The sequence below is a fragment of the Hyunsoonleella rubra genome, assembly GCF_042684665.1.
Taxonomy (GTDB): domain Bacteria; phylum Bacteroidota; class Bacteroidia; order Flavobacteriales; family Flavobacteriaceae; genus Jejuia; species Jejuia rubra.
Genome location: NZ_JBHULY010000034.1, coordinates 87,947 through 106,245 on the forward strand (window position 1 = coordinate 87,947; position 18,299 = coordinate 106,245).

The 18,299-nt window shown below is 37.8% G+C and carries 18 protein-coding genes; 7 read left to right on the top strand and 11 right to left on the bottom strand.

Translation table 11 applies throughout. The features are described from left to right. Positions 1 to 69 precede the first annotated feature (69 nt). The 3 genes from ACFSR8_RS13570 to ACFSR8_RS13580 all read right to left on the bottom strand — a co-directional run bounded on the left by ACFSR8_RS13570 (position 70) and on the right by ACFSR8_RS13580 (position 3,080). Complete coding sequence (locus ACFSR8_RS13570; protein WP_380292919.1) at positions 70 to 1,866, bottom strand: PspC domain-containing protein; 1,797 nt, start codon at positions 1,864 to 1,866, stop codon at positions 70 to 72. Further along, entirely contained in the window at positions 1,863 to 2,204 is a 342-nt protein-coding gene (locus ACFSR8_RS13575; protein ID WP_380292921.1) for a PadR family transcriptional regulator, read from the bottom strand. The genes ACFSR8_RS13570 and ACFSR8_RS13575 overlap by 4 nt, the downstream gene beginning before the upstream one ends. Before the next feature lie 429 nt (positions 2,205 to 2,633). Further along, on the bottom strand, positions 2,634 to 3,080 hold the full coding sequence (locus tag ACFSR8_RS13580; RefSeq protein WP_380292923.1) for a DUF4870 domain-containing protein: 447 nt from the start codon (positions 3,078 to 3,080) through the stop codon (positions 2,634 to 2,636). 157 nt (positions 3,081 to 3,237) lie between these two features. On the opposite strand from ACFSR8_RS13580, the gene ACFSR8_RS13585 reads away from it, so the two are divergent. The 3 genes from ACFSR8_RS13585 (at position 3,238) to ACFSR8_RS13595 (ending at position 5,076) form a co-directional block, all read left to right on the top strand. Next, positions 3,238 to 3,690 (top strand): DUF4442 domain-containing protein, encoded by a 453-nt coding sequence (locus ACFSR8_RS13585; RefSeq protein ID WP_380292925.1) that lies wholly within the window; start codon positions 3,238 to 3,240, stop codon positions 3,688 to 3,690. Positions 3,691 to 3,953: 263 nt separating this feature from the next. Next, positions 3,954 to 4,754 (top strand): TIGR00266 family protein, encoded by an 801-nt coding sequence (locus ACFSR8_RS13590; protein ID WP_380292927.1) that lies wholly within the window; start codon positions 3,954 to 3,956, stop codon positions 4,752 to 4,754. A gap of 124 nt (positions 4,755 to 4,878) precedes the next feature. Then, complete coding sequence (locus ACFSR8_RS13595; RefSeq protein WP_186559264.1) at positions 4,879 to 5,076, top strand: hypothetical protein; 198 nt, start codon at positions 4,879 to 4,881, stop codon at positions 5,074 to 5,076. A 78-nt stretch (positions 5,077 to 5,154) separates the two neighbouring features. Here ACFSR8_RS13595 and ACFSR8_RS13600 read toward each other — a convergent pair whose 3' ends face one another. From ACFSR8_RS13600 to ACFSR8_RS13625, 6 genes are all read right to left on the bottom strand, one after another. Beyond that, a complete protein-coding gene (locus tag ACFSR8_RS13600; RefSeq protein ID WP_380292929.1) occupies positions 5,155 to 6,096 on the bottom strand; it encodes a LysR substrate-binding domain-containing protein in 942 nt (313 codons plus the stop codon). Positions 6,097 to 6,301: 205 nt separating this feature from the next. After that, on the bottom strand, positions 6,302 to 7,633 hold the full coding sequence (locus ACFSR8_RS13605; protein ID WP_380292931.1) for a DUF58 domain-containing protein: 1,332 nt from the start codon (positions 7,631 to 7,633) through the stop codon (positions 6,302 to 6,304). 60 nt (positions 7,634 to 7,693) lie between these two features. After that, on the bottom strand, positions 7,694 to 8,770 hold the full coding sequence (locus tag ACFSR8_RS13610; protein ID WP_380292933.1) for an AAA family ATPase: 1,077 nt from the start codon (positions 8,768 to 8,770) through the stop codon (positions 7,694 to 7,696). A 2-nt stretch (positions 8,771 to 8,772) separates the two neighbouring features. Then, positions 8,773 to 9,981, bottom strand: coding sequence for a DUF4350 domain-containing protein (locus tag ACFSR8_RS13615; RefSeq protein ID WP_380292935.1), 1,209 nt, complete (start codon positions 9,979 to 9,981; stop codon positions 8,773 to 8,775). After that, positions 9,982 to 10,653 (bottom strand): hypothetical protein, encoded by a 672-nt coding sequence (locus ACFSR8_RS13620; RefSeq protein WP_380292937.1) that lies wholly within the window; start codon positions 10,651 to 10,653, stop codon positions 9,982 to 9,984. 54 nt (positions 10,654 to 10,707) lie between these two features. Further along, complete coding sequence (locus ACFSR8_RS13625) at positions 10,708 to 11,691, bottom strand: stage II sporulation protein M (protein WP_380292939.1); 984 nt, start codon at positions 11,689 to 11,691, stop codon at positions 10,708 to 10,710. Positions 11,692 to 11,714: 23 nt separating this feature from the next. Here ACFSR8_RS13625 and ACFSR8_RS13630 point away from each other — a divergent pair, with 23 nt between their 5' ends. Beyond that, the gene (locus tag ACFSR8_RS13630) at positions 11,715 to 12,434 is read left to right on the top strand and encodes an RDD family protein (protein WP_380292941.1); all 720 of its coding nucleotides are present in this window, start codon (positions 11,715 to 11,717) and stop codon (positions 12,432 to 12,434) included. Between the two features lie 151 nt (positions 12,435 to 12,585). Next, the gene (locus ACFSR8_RS13635) at positions 12,586 to 13,197 is read left to right on the top strand and encodes a trimeric intracellular cation channel family protein (RefSeq protein ID WP_380292943.1); all 612 of its coding nucleotides are present in this window, start codon (positions 12,586 to 12,588) and stop codon (positions 13,195 to 13,197) included. Positions 13,198 to 13,275: 78 nt separating this feature from the next. Here the strand turns inward: ACFSR8_RS13635 and ACFSR8_RS13640 are convergent, their stop codons facing one another. Then, on the bottom strand, positions 13,276 to 13,986 hold the full coding sequence (locus ACFSR8_RS13640; protein ID WP_380292945.1) for a peptidylprolyl isomerase: 711 nt from the start codon (positions 13,984 to 13,986) through the stop codon (positions 13,276 to 13,278). Here ACFSR8_RS13640 and ACFSR8_RS13645 point away from each other — a divergent pair. Both ACFSR8_RS13645 and ACFSR8_RS13650 read left to right on the top strand, forming a co-directional pair. Beyond that, a complete protein-coding gene (locus tag ACFSR8_RS13645) occupies positions 13,977 to 14,633 on the top strand; it encodes an NUDIX hydrolase (protein WP_380292947.1) in 657 nt (218 codons plus the stop codon). The two genes, ACFSR8_RS13640 and ACFSR8_RS13645, sit on opposite strands and share 10 nt — an antisense overlap. Before the next feature lie 47 nt (positions 14,634 to 14,680). Continuing rightward, positions 14,681 to 15,490: a lysophospholipid acyltransferase family protein gene (locus tag ACFSR8_RS13650; RefSeq protein ID WP_380292949.1), complete on the top strand. Its 810-nt coding sequence runs from the start codon at positions 14,681 to 14,683 to the stop codon at positions 15,488 to 15,490. Positions 15,491 to 15,870: 380 nt separating this feature from the next. Here the strand turns inward: ACFSR8_RS13650 and ACFSR8_RS13655 are convergent, their stop codons facing one another. Further along, on the bottom strand, positions 15,871 to 17,835 hold the full coding sequence (locus tag ACFSR8_RS13655) for an ATP-dependent nuclease (protein ID WP_380292951.1): 1,965 nt from the start codon (positions 17,833 to 17,835) through the stop codon (positions 15,871 to 15,873). Positions 17,836 to 18,299: the final 464 nt, after the last annotated feature.

An 18,299-nucleotide genomic window follows, 5' to 3' on the forward strand; every position in this document is an offset into this window, starting at 1 on the left:
AAATATGCTTTGATTTAAATTTGATAAATAATTTAGGTGACCGAATTGTAATTATATATAGATGAATTGTTAATCCGATTCAATATTAATACCGTCTGAGCCGATATTTACTTTTACGTCTTCGGCATCTACTTTAATGCCCTCACGGTCTATTTTTACGCTGTTGTCCTCATCCTTGATTTGGATACCGTCCCCGTCAATTTTGATGCCTTCGGTATTCACGTTGATATCAAAATCGTCTTCATCACAGTCCAGACATTTTACGGAATTGTTCAAGATTTTTAAATAATGTCCCTCCATCCCGTTATCCAAAATATCATTAAAATAAGATGGGTTTCTATGGAAAGAATAGGTGTTGTTGTCCGCATACAAAGTTGAACCTTCGGGCAAATACAGAATCAGTTCCACTTCTTGGTCTCTAAATTTGTTTTTGAAATCCGTAGTTAAAAAGGCATCCAACTGGAGTTCATTACCCACAAGCACATAGTTGTAATTGATTTGTTCGGCGCGTTCTTTCGCAATTTTGTACTCACTGCCTTCGGCATTTTTTTCAATGCTCAAGGAAGCCAAGGAATCCTTTGTGGACCTCACAATAAGGCGAACATCCGAAGCATAAATCATCTTTTCGTCGTTATCATCGTGCACCAATTTAAACGAATGTGGATTCCTGTGGAGATAATCAGAATTCGAATTATTATAGCGGTCGTTGCCCACCATTCTCACTGAAATCGTATCGTTTGCCGTGATATTCAATTGCTCCTTCTGGGTAATGTTTGCATCAAAAGCATGCTCACTAGCCTGTTTTACTCCAACAACTACCAATCCAATTACGGCCATCAGCCAAAGCCCTAAAAGAGAGAATTTTGCAATGTTCCCTATGGATTTCAAGTTGTTTATCAAGATTTTCAATCCAAGGTAAAACAAGAAAAAGAATGGAATCCCAAAGGCAAAAAATAACAACAACGACACCATCCACACGGGGGTGTTCGCCGCATTGGCGGCATCCACAATGTCAAAGCCAGGAATGTTTACAGCTTCCGATAAGCCAACTGAAAGAAAAGCAACAATTAGCGCTATCAAGGTGGTAGCTCCAATAAAAATGAGCAATACCCCGACTAGTTTGGCAAACACCTTAAAAAGGAACATAATCACATCCCCCAAAGCTTCAAAAAAGCCTCTTGAGGTAGATTTAATATTATTCGCTCCCTTTTTTACATCTACCTTTTTTGCCGCATTGGATACGGAATCCGATACATTTTTAGCCACGTCGCCAACTGTTTCGGTTACGGAATCAAACCCGTCTTTAATTTTTTTTTCGATGTTGCTAATGTTGACAGGCTCTCCCGTCATCATTATTTTTTCGGCAGTGGTCTTAGCTTCGGGAACTAAAATCCAAAGTAGGATATAAAGTAGCACGCCAGTTCCTGCACCTGCCACCAATAGTATCCAAGCTAAGCGAATCCAAATGGCGTCAATGCCAAAGTAATGTGCCAACCCCGAAGATACCCCGCCGATATAAGAGTTGTCCGTATCCCTGAACAACTTTCTTGAAGGCCTATGGGAATAGGACGTAGCCTGTGGCTCATCCTCAAAAATCTCGTCGTCCACAAGGTAGTCCTCCGGTTGCCCCATAATGGCAATTACTTCGTCCACTTCCTTAATGCGGATCACCTCTTTTTCATTTTTTACACGCTCGCTAAAAAGCTCGGCAATACGTGCCTCAATATCAGCTATAATTTCAGATCGACCCTGAGAGTCGGTAAATGAACGTTTTATAGCCTCCAGATAGCGCTGTAATTTTAGGTACGCATCCTCATCAATATGAAAAAAGATACCTGCTAAATTTATGTTGACTGTTTTATTCATTTTTTTGTTGTTTTTTGGCTTGTTACAATGTTTACCGCGTTACGCAATTCGTTCCAGGTAACGTCTAATTCCTTTAAAAATAATTTCCCCGTTTCGGTCAATCCGTAATACTTCCGAGGTGGTCCAGAGGTCGATTCTTCCCATCTGTAATTTAAAAGTCCAGCATTTTTAAGTCGCGTTAGCAATGGGTAAATCGTACCCTCAACCACCAGCAACTTTGCGTCCTTCAAGGTGCCAAGAATCTCCGCCACATACGCATCGTTGTCCTTCAGGACCGATAGAATGCAGAACTCCAAAACCCCTTTACGCATTTGTGCTTTTGTGTTTTCTATTTTCATTTGATATTTAATATTTTTTTAGAGGTCAAATGTAATTCGCAATCAACCTCGAGATGTAACATTAGTTTGATTTCGTCGTTTCTCATTTCATAGTGTCATTCGTTTAATGTTGTAAAACTGTTCATTTTTTGATTGATTTGATTGATGATTTTTTTGTCATTTCGAGTGTCACGCTTTGCGGTGATGTATCGATAAATTGGGCGTTACCGCAAGGGTCGGGCTTTCACTACTCGCTCTCTTCGAGGAGCTCAAACATTTAGCCTGCACTGAGCGCAGTCGAAGTGTTCAATCCCTAACGCGGTGCCGTCCGATGATTTAAATTTTTATATATAATTGTCATTTTCGTCATTTTTAAGGTTTTGAGTGTCCCCTCTAAAAAGCCTGTACTGAGCTTGTCGAAGTGAGGGGAGTCAGGGGTGTGTTAAACTGTTATTTCAAAAAATTAATTGTAAAAGGATACCTGTACAATTCCCCGTCGCGTGCTTTTAAACTCGCCATGACTATCAAAGCCAACTCCACAATAAAAGCAATGATGGCCAAAACCCCCAAACCACCTCCAATGTAAAGCAGAGGCGAAGGCTTATCCAATGAAATATGAAAATCATGAAACCCATGAAAATCAATGAAATCAAAACTCCCCACCAACTTAAAGATGAAAAAGGGCACGGTTAAAGTTCCCAGGATTAAAGCGTACAGGAAAATACTAATCTGAAAATTAAGCGCCTGTTTACCGTGTTCATCCACAAACGTAGATTTTTCCTTATTGGCGGACCATAAAATTAAAGGCCCAATAAAATTTCCAAATGGAATAAAAAACCGACTAAAAGTGGACAAATGGATAAATGTCGCAATATTTTTTTGATGGTTATCTAACATGATTTTTTTGATTGATATAAAACATATAATAGTTTCTTATGCAAATATATGTCTAAAATAAGGTACTTTGTTACGCATAGTACTAAAAATTAACAAAAAATTAACAATTACAAAAGCAAAATTATTTCATAACTTAGAGCAATCGTAAAGCACTACTATGAAGCTCACCCCCAGTAAATTAAATACATTCCTGATGTTCAAACTACCCTCGGCCTACCTTTGTGGCGTAAGGGTAAAATACATTGATAATAAGAAATGCGAAGTAACCGTAAAACACCGATGGATTAATCAAAACCCATTTAAATCCATGTTTTGGGCGGTACAAGGCATGGCCGCAGAGTTAACCACGGGAGCTTTGGTAACCGGAAAAATCCAAGAGTCAGGAAAGCGTATTTCTATGTTAGTCACATCCAATCATTCGCAATTCACCAAAAAAGCCACTGGCAGAATTACATTTACCTGCGTTGATGGTCAGCTGATTGATGAGGTGTTGCAAAAAGCCATCGAAACAGGTGAGGGGCAAACCATTCAATTAACTTCTATCGGAACAAATGATGAGGGCGTTGAGGTTTCGAGATTTGGTTTTGAGTGGAGTGTGAAAGTGAAATAGTAGGCAGTAAACAGTATGCAGTAGGCAGTCGCGGTGTTCAGAATCAATTTTAGTATTCCAAAGAGTAGTACTTTGCGACTTAGCGCCCCTGCCTGCTGGCAGGCAGGTTTGCGAGATAATAGTTTTCAGGGTTTAGGAATTTAGTCCCGATAGCTATCGGGATTGAATATTGGAATTTGGTTTTCTTGTAACAAAACCCAAAACAAATCAACAAATAAACGAACCAGCCTGCCGATAGGTAGGTCAACAAAAAACAATACAAAATGACAGCACACGAAATAGACTATCGCATCTACGGCGAGGAAATGCAATACGTAGAAATAGAACTGGACCCCAACGAGGGCGTTATTGCCGAAGCCGGAAGCTTTATGATGATGGACGACGGCATTAAAATGGAAACCATTTTTGGTGACGGTTCCCAGAAAGACACTGGATTTTTAGGCAAAATTTTAGGAGCAGGGAAGCGCATCCTTACAGGAGAAAGCCTATTCATGACGGCCTTTTATAATATTTTAGTTGGCAAACGAAATGTATCCTTTGCGTCCCCGTACCCAGGAAAAATTATCCCCATAGATTTAACTGAGTATGGAGGTAAATTTATCTGTCAAAAAGATGCATTTCTATGTGCAGCAAAAGGGGTAAGTGTAGGTATTGAGTTTTCTAAAAAATTAGGTCGTGGCCTCTTTGGAGGCGAAGGCTTCATTATGCAAAAATTAGAAGGCGATGGTATGGCATTCGTTCATGCAGGCGGCACTATGGCTAAAAAAGAATTAGCAGCAGGTGAAACCTTAAGAGTGGATACAGGTTGTATTGTAGGTTTTGACCAAACCGTGGATTATGACATAGAATTTGTTGGTGGTATTAAAAATACAGTTTTCGGTGGCGAAGGCTTGTTCTTTGCAAAACTACAGGGACCGGGAACGGTTTATGTACAATCTTTGCCATTTAGCAGGTTGGCCGGTCGCGTTTTGGCGTCTGCTCCAAGGGGAGGCGGTAAGGATAAAGGCGAAGGTAGTATTTTGGGAGGTTTGGGGGATTTATTGGATGGCGACAACCGATTTTAACTGTGTTAAAATCCTGCCAAAATTAGCTTTAAATGCAATTTTTATCTATTTTTAGGGTTGAATATTTAAACAAAACCTATAACAAAAATCTACTTTTATTATTAACCTAAATCCTAACACCACAATGGCAAGAGCAATGCTAGAGTACACCAAAACTGTACTTGAGAAAGTCAGTTTTGACGCGACATTGTTTTGCAAGGAAGTACAAAAGGCAGTAAAACGTTTGTTGCCTTACGAGATAGAAGAGCTTAAAATTTATATTCTATCTCTCGTACAGCAAAACCCTGAACTAAATCAGTGTATGATTTATTTAAAACCATAAAAAAAGCGACCGAAAGGTCGCTTTTTTAGTCTTTGAACTCCCCGGATGCTGTGCATTGGGGTTTTTATTTTGATTGTATTATTTATTGGGCAAAGGACTTATAATCTTCACGTCTTGAAACTTGATCGCCCCGCGGATTATTCCTGATATTACGGTTTGCATCGCTTCAATAATCTGCATTTTTAATTCACTTTTATGATAAATGATGCTGACTTCTCGTGCAGGGGTGGGGTCAGTAAAATGCCTTAAGTTTTCTTTATATTTTTCTTTTAAATCCAATGTATGCAGATAGGGCAGAAGGGTCATCCCCATACCTTCGTTGGATAGTTTAATCAGTGTTTCGATGCTACCGCTTTCCAATTGAAACTTATCGTCCACATGGTCTTTAAACGCCTTGCATAAATTGATGACCCCATCCCTAAAACAATGTCCGTCCTCTAAAAGTAGCATGTCATCAATTTCCAGGTCATTGGCTTCAATTTGTGTTTTAGCGTTCAATTTATGTCCGTTCGGGACATAACCCACAAATGGTTCAAAGTAGAGCACACGCTCTTTGATATTTTCGTTTTCAAGGGGTGTGGCCGCTATGGCCGCATCCAAATGCCCTTCATTAATACGATAAATAATTTCTTCCGTGTTAAGCTCCTCAATTTTCAACTTAATTTTTGGGTACTTTTTGATGAAGGTTTTTAAGAACATCGGGAGCAAAGTTGGCATAATCGTTGGGATAATGCCCAGCTTAAATTCCCCCCCAATAAACCCCTTTTGTTGGTCCACAATATCCTGAATGCGATAAGATTCATTGACAATATTTTTGGCTTGTGTTACTATTTTTTTTCCAACTTCGGTCAATTCAATCGGTTTTTTACTTCTGTCAAAAATTTGAACATCTAGTTGGTCCTCAAGTTTTTGGATTTGCATACTCAAGGTAGGCTGGGTAACAAAGCATTTTTCGGCTGCCTTGGTGAAGTTTTGGTGTTCCGCTACGGCAAGTACATAGTACAATTGGGTGATGGTCATTATTATAAATTTAGGCTATAAAAATATAAAAACTATCAATAAAACTTATAGAAAATACACTTAATTATAAGTTAACTTTGTACTATAAAATTACTGCTTAGTAATTAGGACTGATGCCTTTTAGGGCTAGGTTAACAATAGTTTGGTTGGTTTAGTTTAGTTAAAAAGAAAAAGACCTTTGAGGCGCAAGTCCGAGGGTCTTTTTTTATAAGAGACCTCTCGCTTTGATTTCTAAATATTTGTTGATGGTATCTACCGTCAGGTTTTCTGGTGTAGTCAAAATGGAGTATATCCCGAACTTTTTTAATTCGTTCACAATCAAACGCTTTTCAAAATCAAACTTTTCTGCAATAACCTTGTCGTACACCCGTTGAATGGTCTCCGCATCCTCATTAATTAATTTATCCAATTCTGTATTCTTAAAGAAAATCACCACTAATAAATGGTTTTTGGCAATGGCTTTCAGATAAGGTAACTGCCGGTTTAACGCATCCAACGTGCCAAAGTTGGTGTACATGAGTAGCAAACTTCTGTGGGTGATATGTCTTTTAATATTGGCGTACAATCGGCTAAAATCACTTTCAAAGAAATCCGTTTTTACGTTGTAAAGCGCCTCCAAAATCAAACGCATTTGTCCACTTCTGCGCTCTGCTACCACCATATTGTTCATCTTTTTTGAAAACGAAAACATCCCAGCCTTGTCATGCTTTTTCAAAGCGATATTACTGATAACCAACGTAGCATTGATGGCATAATCCAATAGGCTCAGCCCGTCAAAAGGCATTTTCATGATGCGACCCTTGTCAATTATAGAATACACGGGTTGCGACTTTTCATCCTGAAATTGATTCACCATCAGTTGGTTTTTCTTCGCGGTAGCTTTCCAATTTATCGTACGCAAATCATCACCTAAAACATAATCCTTAATTTGCTCAAATTCCATAGTGTGTCCCAAACGACGCACTTTTTTCAGCCCATAGTCCATCGCATTTTTGTTGATGTTGAGGAGCTCGAACTTTTTCAATTGCTTAAAACTGGGGTAGGTGGGCACCATCACTTCATTTTCCAGCATAAACCGTTTGGCCACCAGTTTGATGGCAGACATGGCATACACATTCAAAAAACCAAAATGATATTCACCGCGTTCCTTCGGTGTGAGATTATAGACGATGCTCTTTTCCTTTCTTGGAGGAACTGTAGCTTTTAATTTAAAATCCCGAATTTGAAATTGCTTTGGCAATTCATCGATAATTTCCAAATACGCCAAAAATGGATAATTGTTTCTGATAATAATTTCAATTTGATTTTTATCCCCGTTTGAAAACTTATCAGGAACGATCCGTTGCCCTTCGATACGTCGCTTTCCCAAAAAGACTATTAATACGTCCAAAAAGAACATCGCCACCAAAACCAATATCGAAATTTGTGCAATATTGAAAAGCAGGGGCATAAAATAGCTCAATGCAAACAATACGACGATACCAATACCGGTATAAAAAAATCGGGGTTGTATGTAGAAGGGTCGAAAAAGTTTCAAGTTACAAGTTTCAAGTTCAAAGTTTGAGTGGCACTGCCTACTGAGACTGCCTACTGAATACTACCTCGGTATTTCAACCGTTTCAATAATCTGCTGAATGATCTGCTTGCTGGTAACACCCTCCATTTCCCGCTCGGGAGTGACTATGACTCTGTGGTGCAACACGGGGACAATGGCACGTTTGATATCTTCGGGAGTTACAAAATCCCGTCCGCTCATAGCGGCAAACGCTTTGCTCGCTTTTAATACAGAGATGGATGCCCGTGGCGACGCCCCTAAATATAAAAAGCGATTGCTTCGGGTAGCAACAATCAGTTCGGCGATATATTTCAATAAATGCTGTTCAACAATAATTTGACTGACCAATCCTTGGTAATCTGCTATCTGTTTGGCAGTTAAAAAGGATGTAATCTGCTCGATTTTAGTTTTTTCCTTTAGCTCGTGTTCGCGGGAAAGGATTTCAATTTCTTCCTCCAAATTAGGGTAGTCTACATCAATTTTAAATAGAAAGCGGTCTAATTGCGCTTCGGGCAAACGATACGTACCTTCTTGTTCGATCGGGTTTTGGGTAGCCAACACCATAAAAGGGGCATCCAGATTGTACCTGTTGCCGTCAATAGTGATCTGTTTTTCTTCCATTACCTCAAAAAGGGCAGCCTGGGTTTTTGCTGGTGCTCGGTTGATTTCATCAATCAAAATCATGTTCGAAAAAATAGGGCCTTTTTTAAACGCGAATTCCGAGTCCTTTAAATTGAATACCGAAGTTCCCAAAATATCACTAGGCATCAAATCTGGGGTAAACTGAATCCGGCTAAATCCAACGCTTAAAGATTTTGCCAACAATTTTGCGGTTACCGTTTTTGCAACACCCGGAACACCTTCAATCAACGAGTGCCCTTTCGCCAAAAGTGAGGCAATCAGCATATCTACCATATCTTTTTGGCCAACGATAACTTTGCCTACTTCGGCCTTTATTTTAGACACACTTTGCTGTAGTTCGGACAAATCCAGTCGATTTTGGAATTCCAAATCCTTGGCGTCATCTTTTAGGGCGCTGTCATCAATGGATGATACAACATTTTCTTCCGGTTTTGGCATAAAATATTGGTGATCTTCCTGTGGTTTATTTTCCTCCATAATTATTTCGAATAAAATGCTTCAATATGTTTGTTTAATGTAATTAGGTTTTGCTCAAAGAGTTCATCTTTGTTGCGCAACCATTTAATATAGGTAATCAATTGTTTGACCTCTTCCTTTTTTCGCCCTGCTTTTCCTGCTAACTTAATAATAAAATCGTCATCCAATTTGGAAGTGTCCAGATTAAAATCGGTCCGTATTTTTTCTAAAAAGTAAGTAATCTTTTTGTGAATCAGGTTGTTGTAATCTTTCGTGTCTATATAAAGATTCGAAATAGTCTTCACAAAAGCCACCGTTGTGTTCTGCAAGGGTTTGATAATCGGAATAATTCGCTGTCTTCGTTTCGCATTGAAAATCATAAAAAGCAATGCGAAAATCAAAGCCGTGTACCATGCCCATCGAAAGGACAGTTGCTCCAAAAACCAACTTAAATTCGATTTTTCTTCCACATCGCCGGAATATGCACTTTGTAGTTTGATGTAGGAATCAAAATAGATATCGTCGTCCGGCAAATAGGACAGTACATTTTCCACGTATTTGTAACGGTCTTCTTTTAGAACATTATAATTGGTAAAGGCTTTTGGCTCCGTATGCAATAATATTTTTCCTTCCCCAAATTCGATCTGAAGAAAATTAACCCTTGCTTTATCGGTTTTGGCATAGCCTAAAATTTCATAATTGAGACTGTCAAAACTTGAGAAATAATAATCACCTTCGTTTCTGTCGATGATACTTTCAGATAGGTTTTTATATTCAAAAGACAGGTTTGAAATGCTGTCCTTTTTAGGATTATATTCAAAATCAATATCAATGTCTAAAGTATCATGCAGTGCCTGGGCATAGTAATAATCAGAAATAAAAAGTGTGTTGCCCGCATTTACAAATTCCAAAAGTTTATCCACCGAAAAACCCGTTAAATAATCTGAATTTCCTATAATTATAAAGTTACCCTTGGCTTCGTGGTCGCCATAGCCATATTCCGAATTCGCGGTGAGATAACTTGAGGGTTGATGATAGACCGTACGTATTTTAGAATCTTGAAATAGATTGGGCAATTCTCTGTAAAATACGCTTACCCCATAGGGTTTGTTGCTCCGTTCATTAAAGGATTCTTCCCAATCCACGGTTTTGGTGCGCTTAATACCCAAACCGAAAATGGCCGTAAAAATTACAGCAACAACAACCAATATAATGGGAAGTACCTTTTTCATTTATCCAACTTCATTGATTAGCGTTGTAAAATTCTGTTTCGCCTTTTGGTATTGCGAATCGTCTAGGTTAAACTTTCCATACCATATATAATTGTACAGATACGAAGCATAGGCAAATGCTTTGCTAAATGGCTTTTCGTGGAGCTCATTCAAATATTCAGCATTGGTTTTGTCATCTTCAAATTTGATGTGATTATTGATACTGAGCATTTTTAGGACAAGCAGGTAATAATAACGAATGGCTAATCGGTAGTCCTTGTTGGATTCGGCTTGTTTGATGAGGGCGTGGATGTCGGCATGTTCAATATTTTCGGCAGTGATATCCTGATATTGTTTCAGACTTCGGTTTCGTTTTGAAGAAAATAATCCAGTGCCACCTTCATTCAGCAATACATAGGCCAAATAGCCCACTGCACCGAAAAGGATAAGATAAAATAGCCAACCCAAAGCCCCAAAATTAATGTTAAGTTCATTTTCATTGTCTCGCTCTTTAACCTTGACATCCCTGTTCTCGTAGTCTTTGTAATCCCCAGATCCTCTTCGAGTTCTGTTGACTACCTTTTTCCCTTCATAGTCGAATTTGTCACCCGAATACTTCTCCTTAAAATTTGAATCAAATCCACGATGTACTTCAGGTACCTGCACTGGAGTGAAACCCAAAGAAGTCTGCATATAACTTAAAAAGAGCATCAAAAAACAAAAGGTATATAGGGGCTTTTTCGTCATTTATGCAAGTACAGGATCAGGAATTTGGGTGATTTGTTTTTGAACTTTATAAGGATATATCAAATAATAATAGCTGATGAGGGCCAAGGTGGACAAAATGATACCAACCGACAGCCAATTGGGCATAATGTTGGAATATCGGGTAATAAACCCTTCCAAAAACCCAGCGGAAAAGGTAAACGGGAATGTACTTATCAAAATTTTAATACCCGTTTTTGCGCCCAGTTTAAAAGAAGTATATCTGGAATAAGTTGCTGGAAAAAGAATACTCGCACCCATAACCAGGCCAGCTGCACATTCAATAACAATGGCAAATATTTCCATTGCGCCGTGTATCCAGATGCCCCGAACACTTTCCCAAAGCACTCCTTTTTCATGAAAGAAATACTGAAAAGAGCCAAGCATAATGCAGTTTTTAAACATAACCCACAGGGTGCCAATACCACCGAATACACCTAATACAAAAGCAATTATGCCCACTTTCAGATTATTAATGGTAATACCGATAAAGCTCCCCCAATTGCTTCCACTTTTATAAACCGCTACAGGATCACCAGCCTCAATGTTATCCAAAGTCATATTCACATATTCATCACCTAAAATAGATCGCACAAATTCTCCTTCATTGGCAGCTGAAATGGCTCCGATAAACGTAAATGCAAAAAAGATGATAAAGGCCACATAAATAAATTTGCGGTACTGATAGCAAATCAATGGCACTTCGGTTTTCCAAAATCCGATAATCCTATTGGTGTCCTGTCGTTTGGTTTTGTAAATTTTTTGATATGCCTTTGCAGCAAGCTGATTTAAATAGGCAATGACCTTGCTTTTAGGGTAATAGGTTTGCGCATAGGCCAAATCATTGACTACATGTATGTATTGCGAAGCCAGTTCGTCTGGGTCTTCAAAATCATTATTAAAAATAGCCCTCTCAAAACTCAGCCATTTTTCTTTATTTTGCTTGATAAATGCAACCTCTCTCATTACAGGTTAAATTAAATTATAAAATGTCAGAGTTACAAATTAACACGACGCAAAACGTAAAAATAAATTTTAGAGCGGCTGGAGTGGGAGAGCGACTGATTGCGTTTATCATCGATAACGCCATTAAAGTTGGCTATATGTTAATTTTGAACAAAATGTTTGGTGTATTTGAGGGCATGGACGAATGGTCTCAAATCGGAATCAATACCGTTTTGAGTTTCCCTGTGATGTTTTATACTTTGGCTTTGGAATCTTTTTTAGATGGACAGACCCTTGGTAAACGTGCTCTAAAAATAAGGGTGGTAAAACTTGACGGATTTCAGGCCACCTTTTCGGATTATGTGGTGCGGTGGTTTTTTCGGATAGTGGATATTTATCTATTCGGAATAGGATTTTTTGCCATCATTTTTAGCAAGAAACAGCAACGCATTGGTGATATGGCGGCGGGTACAGGAGTTATTACACTTAAAGACACTGTGAACATCAGCCACACCATTTTAGAGCAGTTAAAAACCGATTATAAACCAACCTACCCCAATGTGATCAAACTGTCCGATAACGATGCGAGAATTATAAAAGACACCTTTACAAGGGCGAGAGATGCGAAGGACTATAACACGTTGATTAAATTAAGGGATAAGCTGATTGAAGTAGTCGGTATAAAAGAAGTGAAGCAGAAAAGTGATATAGAGTTTATCGATGTCATTTTAAAAGATTATAATTATTATACTCAGGATATGTAAGCAGAGAACCGAATTTCTCCTAAACGAAATTCGTGTGAATCGCTTATGCTGAGCGCAGTCGAAGTATCCCAATGAATAGATTAGAATCTGAAACAAGTTCAGATTGACAACAATATAACTGTTAGACAGCCTCTTTTAAAAACCAAAATCTATGTTCTACGCTTTAGATATTTTAGGCACAATAGCTTTCGCCATTTCGGGCGTTTTGGTAGCCATTCATAAAAGAATGGATCTGTTTGGTATTTTGATCATCGCCTTTGTTACGGCCGTGGGAGGAGGCACGCTTCGCGATTTACTCATAGGAAATACTCCCGTTAGTTGGATGCGTGATATTACCTATACCTACGTGATTTTGGTGTCGGCCGTATTTGCAATTATCTTCAGAAATAAAATCAATTATCTAAGAACCTCGCTGTTTTTGTTCGATACCATTGGTATCGGCTTATATACCGTCGTGGGAATTCAAAAAGGGTTGAATGCAGAACTGCATCCCATCATCTGTATTGCTTTGGGAACGATAACCGCTAGTTTTGGCGGTGTCATCCGGGATATATTGTGCAATGAAATTCCAGTGATTTTCAGAAAGGAAATTTATGCTACGGCCTGTATTTTAGGGGGTGTCATCTATTTTGTATTAAGCCAATTCCCGATAAAAAATAATATCGTTTTTATTATTGCAGGCCTTGTTGTCATCGTTATTCGTTTGTTGGCGGTAAAATTCAAGATATCGCTTCCTACAATTTATTCAAAGGAAAAAGTGTGAAAGGGTAGTTTTAATTTTGGAATTTAGAGCGTTCGATATTTAGCCCATCTTCCGTTATCCGTCACCTGTCATCTATCCTCACTCAATAATATCCACATTCTTAATATAGATATTTCTTAAGGGCCAATCGGCTTCATCCGTTTTAACTCCGGCAATTTTATCAATCACATCCATGCCTTTTGTAACCCGGCCAAAAATGGTATAATCGCCGTCCAAAAAGTAAGCTCCGGGAGTTTGCTGTACAATGAAGAACTCATAGGGTGAGGCTAGTTTATGCGGATTATCAATTTCACTGCTGGGCATTGAAATGACCCCTCTATCGTGTTTAAATCCTCTATTGGTATCTTTCGGCAATAGATATTTGCCAATCTTTTTTCGTTTTCTTGCCGTTTTTCGGTCATCGCTATTGCCGGCCTGCACCATAAAATTGTCGATTACCCTGTAAAACTGGGTATTGTTGAAATATTTGCGTTTGGTCAAATAAATAAAATTTGCTCTGTGGAACTTGGTTTCGTTGAACAACAAAATTTCAATATCCCCAAAATCGGTCGTCATTCGTACTTTGTTTTCCTTGTGTTCCTTTTCATATTGCAAAAAAAACTCCATCGCATTTTTGGTATCTAAAACGGGGAATTCGGGTTCTTTAGCTTTTTTGGACTTAGCTTTGGGTGTTTCAATATTTTCTTTAGGGGCCTTTTCGATAGATACCGGACTCGATTTTTTCTGGGATTGCTTATCTTCACAATTCAGAAACAAAAAGAAAAAGCTCAAAAAGAGGATTGCCCGCATATACTATGGATTTTGATGATTTTTTAAAACTGCTTTCAAAAATAAAAAATATACCACTACCTGCCGAAACATCCCATTTTAAAATGATGCCACCATTCCGCAGGGAACTGTTGAAAAGGCAGGAAGAAGCCATAAAAAATGCAAAACAAGCAGGGGTAATGGCCTTGTTTTATCCCAAGGACGACAATAAAACCCATTTTATTTTAATCCTGAGAAACACCTATAAAGGAGTGCATTCTGCCCAGGTATCCTTTCCTGGAGGCAAATTGGAAAAAGGCGACAAAAGTTTGGAATACACGGCGGTGAGGGAGACCTTTGAGGAGGTTGGCGTACCAGAAAAAGATATTGAAGTCATTAAACCTATTTCGCAAGTTTATATCCCGCCGAGTAATTTTTATGTACAGCCCTTTATTGGGATTTCAAAAAATAGGCCTAAATTTATAAAGGAGGAGGCCGAGGTAGAACAATTGATTGAAGTGGAATTAGCCGATTTGCTCGATGCATCAAGTTTAGCAATGAAAAGAGTAACAGCTTCTTATAAAATTGATATTGAAGTACCTGCATTTAAATTGAACGGCTTTACGGTATGGGGTGCCACGGCCATGATGCTTAGCGAAATCAAGGATCTGCTCCAAAGCTATGAATAGCCGTTGGAATTGTTAACTTTGCCCCCACCAACCAGACCAAAAAATATATGGGACTATTTAAAAAGAATCCTTTTGGACACATATTGTTTTTAAAAAAATGGCTCATCCGAATTATGGGTGCGATGACCCATAGGCGTTTCCGTGGTTTTAATGAGCTCCAGATAGACGGTTCCGAAATTATAAAGGACCTGCCTGATACAAATGTACTGTTCATTTCTAACCACCAGACCTATTTTGCCGATGTGGTGGCCATGTTTCATGTGTTTAATGCTAGTTTAAGTGGTAGGGGAGATTCGATCAAAAATATCGGCTACTTGTGGAATCCCAAACTCAATATTTATTACGTAGCGGCAAAAGAAACTATGAAGGCCGGGTTTTTGCCCAAATTATTGGCCTACGCGGGATCGATAAGTATTGAGCGCACTTGGCGTTCGGAGGGAAAGGATGTTAACCGGCAAGTTCGTATGAGCGATATTTCTAATATAGGCATTGCGCTGGAAGATGGTTGGGTCATCACTTTTCCGCAGGGGACAACTACACCGTTTAAGCCTATTAGAAAAGGTACGGCACATATCATCAAACGTTATAAACCCATTGTTGTACCTATCGTCATTGATGGTTTCCGTCGCTCTTTCGATAAAAAAGGCATCCGGGTCAAAAAGAAAAATATTCTTCAGACCATGGAAATCAAGCAACCCCTAGAGATTGACTACGACAACGAAACCACGGATGAAATCGTCAAGAAAATTGAATTCGCTATCGAGCAGCACCCCTCATTTTTAAAAGTTATTCCGCAGGCCGAAATAGAAGCCCAAGAGGCGCTCAACAAAAAACGATATTGGAAGGTTGAAGATTAAGGCAACCTAATTCGTAATAATTATATTTGATATTTTAAAACTTTGGGCGTTCCCCTCGATTAAAACTTTGAAAGTCAAAACCCCATTCCGTCCTCGGGTCGGGCTAGGAGTTTATCTTGAGCGTAGTCGAAAGGTTATATCTTTTTAAAACAGCATGTCATTGCGAGGAGGAACGACGTCGCAATCTCAATAATCGCGGTTCTTTATAAAATTTAGCTTTCCTCAGTATTTTAAAAAGGATGCCACTGCAATCCCTAACGCGGGTGTGTTTGTTAGTTTCAGTTTTATGCTTAAAGGATAGGGTTTATTTGGGAGGTTCGTTTAACGGTTAGTATATGAAGCGTAGCATCCCAAAGGATGCTATGATTTCATATACAGTGTTAACTGCTTTTATTTATGAATTCTTCAATTTTTTGAATCCAGCTTGGGACTTCTTCTTTTTCAAGTGAACAATACACTTCACAAATTTTCTTTTTATTCAAATCAATAAATGTATTTATAACGTCTTTATTCTCTCGAGTAGATTTTTCATTCTGAGTCTTTTGATAAATAATTGAACTATCACCCTTAATAAAACTTGTTTTAACTCCTGAATCAAACTCGAACAGTTGCCACGTTTTAAAAATTTCACTTTCAACGTCTTCGGCTGATATTATCTGATTCAATGTTTTATAAAATCTTGTTGGATTCAAAACCTCTTCTATTTCTGTCGGGTAACTCGTGTTATCGTTAATTCTAACTAAATCTACTTCCCCAGTTGTGTTTACCTGTAACCTTCTGATTTTTAAAATACCATTTTTTGATTCCTCAGGTATATCCATTTTTATTCCTTGCATATCCGTATCAGTAAGACAAAAAATTCTACCTGTAAGGTCTTTGCTGTCTGACTTTTGTGAGATTGGAAGGTACAAATACTCATAGAGTAGTTTAACTATAGTGCATCCACCTACTGGTAATATTTTGATACTTGAAGTATCTCCCAAATATTCGTTTATATAATTTTTGTCTTCTTCACTTTCCACAATTATCCAATTGTTTGAATTCGAACGCATTGAACTGATAATCGCAGAAGCTAAGTCAAAAAAGCTTTTGAATTGAATATCCTCTGGATGCTCTCCTCTTTCCTCAAAGTAGTTTCTAAACGAAAATTCTTTTATACTCGGGGCAAAATTTTGTATCGGTTCAATATGATAAAGGTTTCCGTTTTCTAAAATCGGTAATGAGCCATACCAATGCGTTGTAATTAAAAGCTGATGATTATAAAGATCGCTAAGCCTCTGAAGTCTTTCAAATTGGTCATAACACATTGAAATATGTAAAGATGCTTCTGGTTCATCAATAGCCAGAATTATATCATTTTTACTTTGTTCTTCTTGAGAAAGGAATGAATATGCAATATCTATCAAAGCTTTTTTTCTCTCACCAGCAGAAAGGCTACTAATTACTTTTTCACTTTTCCGTAATCTCCTTTTAGAGAAAAAAGAATCAATAATTACATCCGTTAAGTGATTAGCTGTAAGTTTCTTTTTGGATTTAAATTCAAGTTGAAAATCATAATGTGAATCAATGGTTTGAATTGTTTCCTCAACTTTTTCAATAAAGTGCTCCAAGTCATTGTTGATGATATCAAGAGCACTGAGCTTTTTTGTTCTCCCAGATGAAATAGACTTTGTATCAATCTTTTTATTTAATGTCTCTTCAATCTTGTTCCTGATACTTTGACTCATCAAGTCTTGCATACCTCTAGCTTCAAGTCTTAAAAAATCTTGTATTGACGTTTCGACTGGAATATAAATGTAAGTATGATGAAAAAGAAGGTCTTGCTTTAGAGTATTTAAGGCTTTTTGGGTTTTAAATTCCTCCCCTAAAACACTCGATATTTTCTTCTCAATTAAGTTTGAAAAGGTTATTAGAAAATTCTCATTTTGATTGTAATATGATTTTCCAGCCAATATTAGAAAGTGTGTATCTTGATAATCGTTAAGACCATTTCTTTGCTCAAAGAATTGCTGATAATTCTTATAATTTGAGTGAGCTGAGTTAAATTCAAAAAAGAATTCACTAATTATAGGCATAATTTGCTGGGAACTCTTCGAGTATTTCCCTATATCCTCTTTTTTTATTAAGAATAAAGGAGCCACAAAACATTCATCTCTCTTTTCCCCATTATTGACGGTAAATTCTCTCCCATTAAAAAAAGTATCTAAAGCCTCTAGTATTGAGCTTTTTCCTGCACCGTTATGACCAATGAAAAGATTAAATCTTTCAACGTTTTTCAATCCAAAAGGGATATATTTTGCTCCTTTATAAACTTTATAATGTCTTGTAAATATCCCTATTATCATTTAGTTTCTTTTAATTGCAGTTAACACCGAGATAAGCTTGCGTTTTTAATGAAGTTTATCGAATGTTAAACGAAGTTCGTTATTTTTTCTGACAATGTCAAGATTTATTTATAATGAAAACCCGTTAACAACTCCCTATTTAAAAAGAGACTCAAATACCATTATGCAGGCTTAAAAAATTCCTTTCTAGGTCTATGCATTAAAATTTTAGTTGAATCTGTTATTCCCACGTGTTCACTGAGCGACTAGTACTGAGCGTAGTCGAAGTAAGATGAATTGTAGGCGGGAATTTAAATCTATAGTGGAAGTCTGAATCGCGGAAAAACCAAATGTTACTCCATTCCTGTGCTTTCCAGAGTAAAAAGATTTATACTAATTTGATTGACAATAATTTAACAATTAATTTCGTTAAATTGGTACTCTAAAATTGTCATACAGCCGTTTGCGCCAACTTAGATATCAAG

Excerpts from the sequence above, each read along its gene's own strand:
- ACFSR8_RS13570 (WP_380292919.1), bottom strand. The coding sequence starts at position 1,866 with ATGAATAAAACAGTCAACATAAATTTAGCAGGTATCTTTTTTCATATT.
- ACFSR8_RS13575 (WP_380292921.1), bottom strand. The coding sequence starts at position 2,204 with ATGAAAATAGAAAACACAAAAGCACAAATGCGTAAAGGGGTTTTGGAG.
- ACFSR8_RS13580 (WP_380292923.1), bottom strand. The coding sequence starts at position 3,080 with ATGTTAGATAACCATCAAAAAAATATTGCGACATTTATCCATTTGTCC.
- ACFSR8_RS13585 (WP_380292925.1), top strand. The coding sequence starts at position 3,238 with ATGAAGCTCACCCCCAGTAAATTAAATACATTCCTGATGTTCAAACTA.
- ACFSR8_RS13590 (WP_380292927.1), top strand. The coding sequence starts at position 3,954 with ATGACAGCACACGAAATAGACTATCGCATCTACGGCGAGGAAATGCAA.
- ACFSR8_RS13595 (WP_186559264.1), top strand. The coding sequence starts at position 4,879 with ATGGCAAGAGCAATGCTAGAGTACACCAAAACTGTACTTGAGAAAGTC.
- ACFSR8_RS13600 (WP_380292929.1), bottom strand. The coding sequence starts at position 6,096 with ATGACCATCACCCAATTGTACTATGTACTTGCCGTAGCGGAACACCAA.
- ACFSR8_RS13610 (WP_380292933.1), bottom strand. The coding sequence starts at position 8,770 with ATGGAGGAAAATAAACCACAGGAAGATCACCAATATTTTATGCCAAAA.
- ACFSR8_RS13615 (WP_380292935.1), bottom strand. The coding sequence starts at position 9,981 with ATGAAAAAGGTACTTCCCATTATATTGGTTGTTGTTGCTGTAATTTTT.
- ACFSR8_RS13620 (WP_380292937.1), bottom strand. The coding sequence starts at position 10,653 with ATGCAGACTTCTTTGGGTTTCACTCCAGTGCAGGTACCTGAAGTACAT.
- ACFSR8_RS13625 (WP_380292939.1), bottom strand. The coding sequence starts at position 11,691 with ATGAGAGAGGTTGCATTTATCAAGCAAAATAAAGAAAAATGGCTGAGT.
- ACFSR8_RS13630 (WP_380292941.1), top strand. The coding sequence starts at position 11,715 with ATGTCAGAGTTACAAATTAACACGACGCAAAACGTAAAAATAAATTTT.
- ACFSR8_RS13635 (WP_380292943.1), top strand. The coding sequence starts at position 12,586 with ATGTTCTACGCTTTAGATATTTTAGGCACAATAGCTTTCGCCATTTCG.
- ACFSR8_RS13640 (WP_380292945.1), bottom strand. The coding sequence starts at position 13,986 with ATGCGGGCAATCCTCTTTTTGAGCTTTTTCTTTTTGTTTCTGAATTGT.
- ACFSR8_RS13650 (WP_380292949.1), top strand. The coding sequence starts at position 14,681 with ATGGGACTATTTAAAAAGAATCCTTTTGGACACATATTGTTTTTAAAA.
- ACFSR8_RS13655 (WP_380292951.1), bottom strand. The coding sequence starts at position 17,835 with ATGATAATAGGGATATTTACAAGACATTATAAAGTTTATAAAGGAGCA.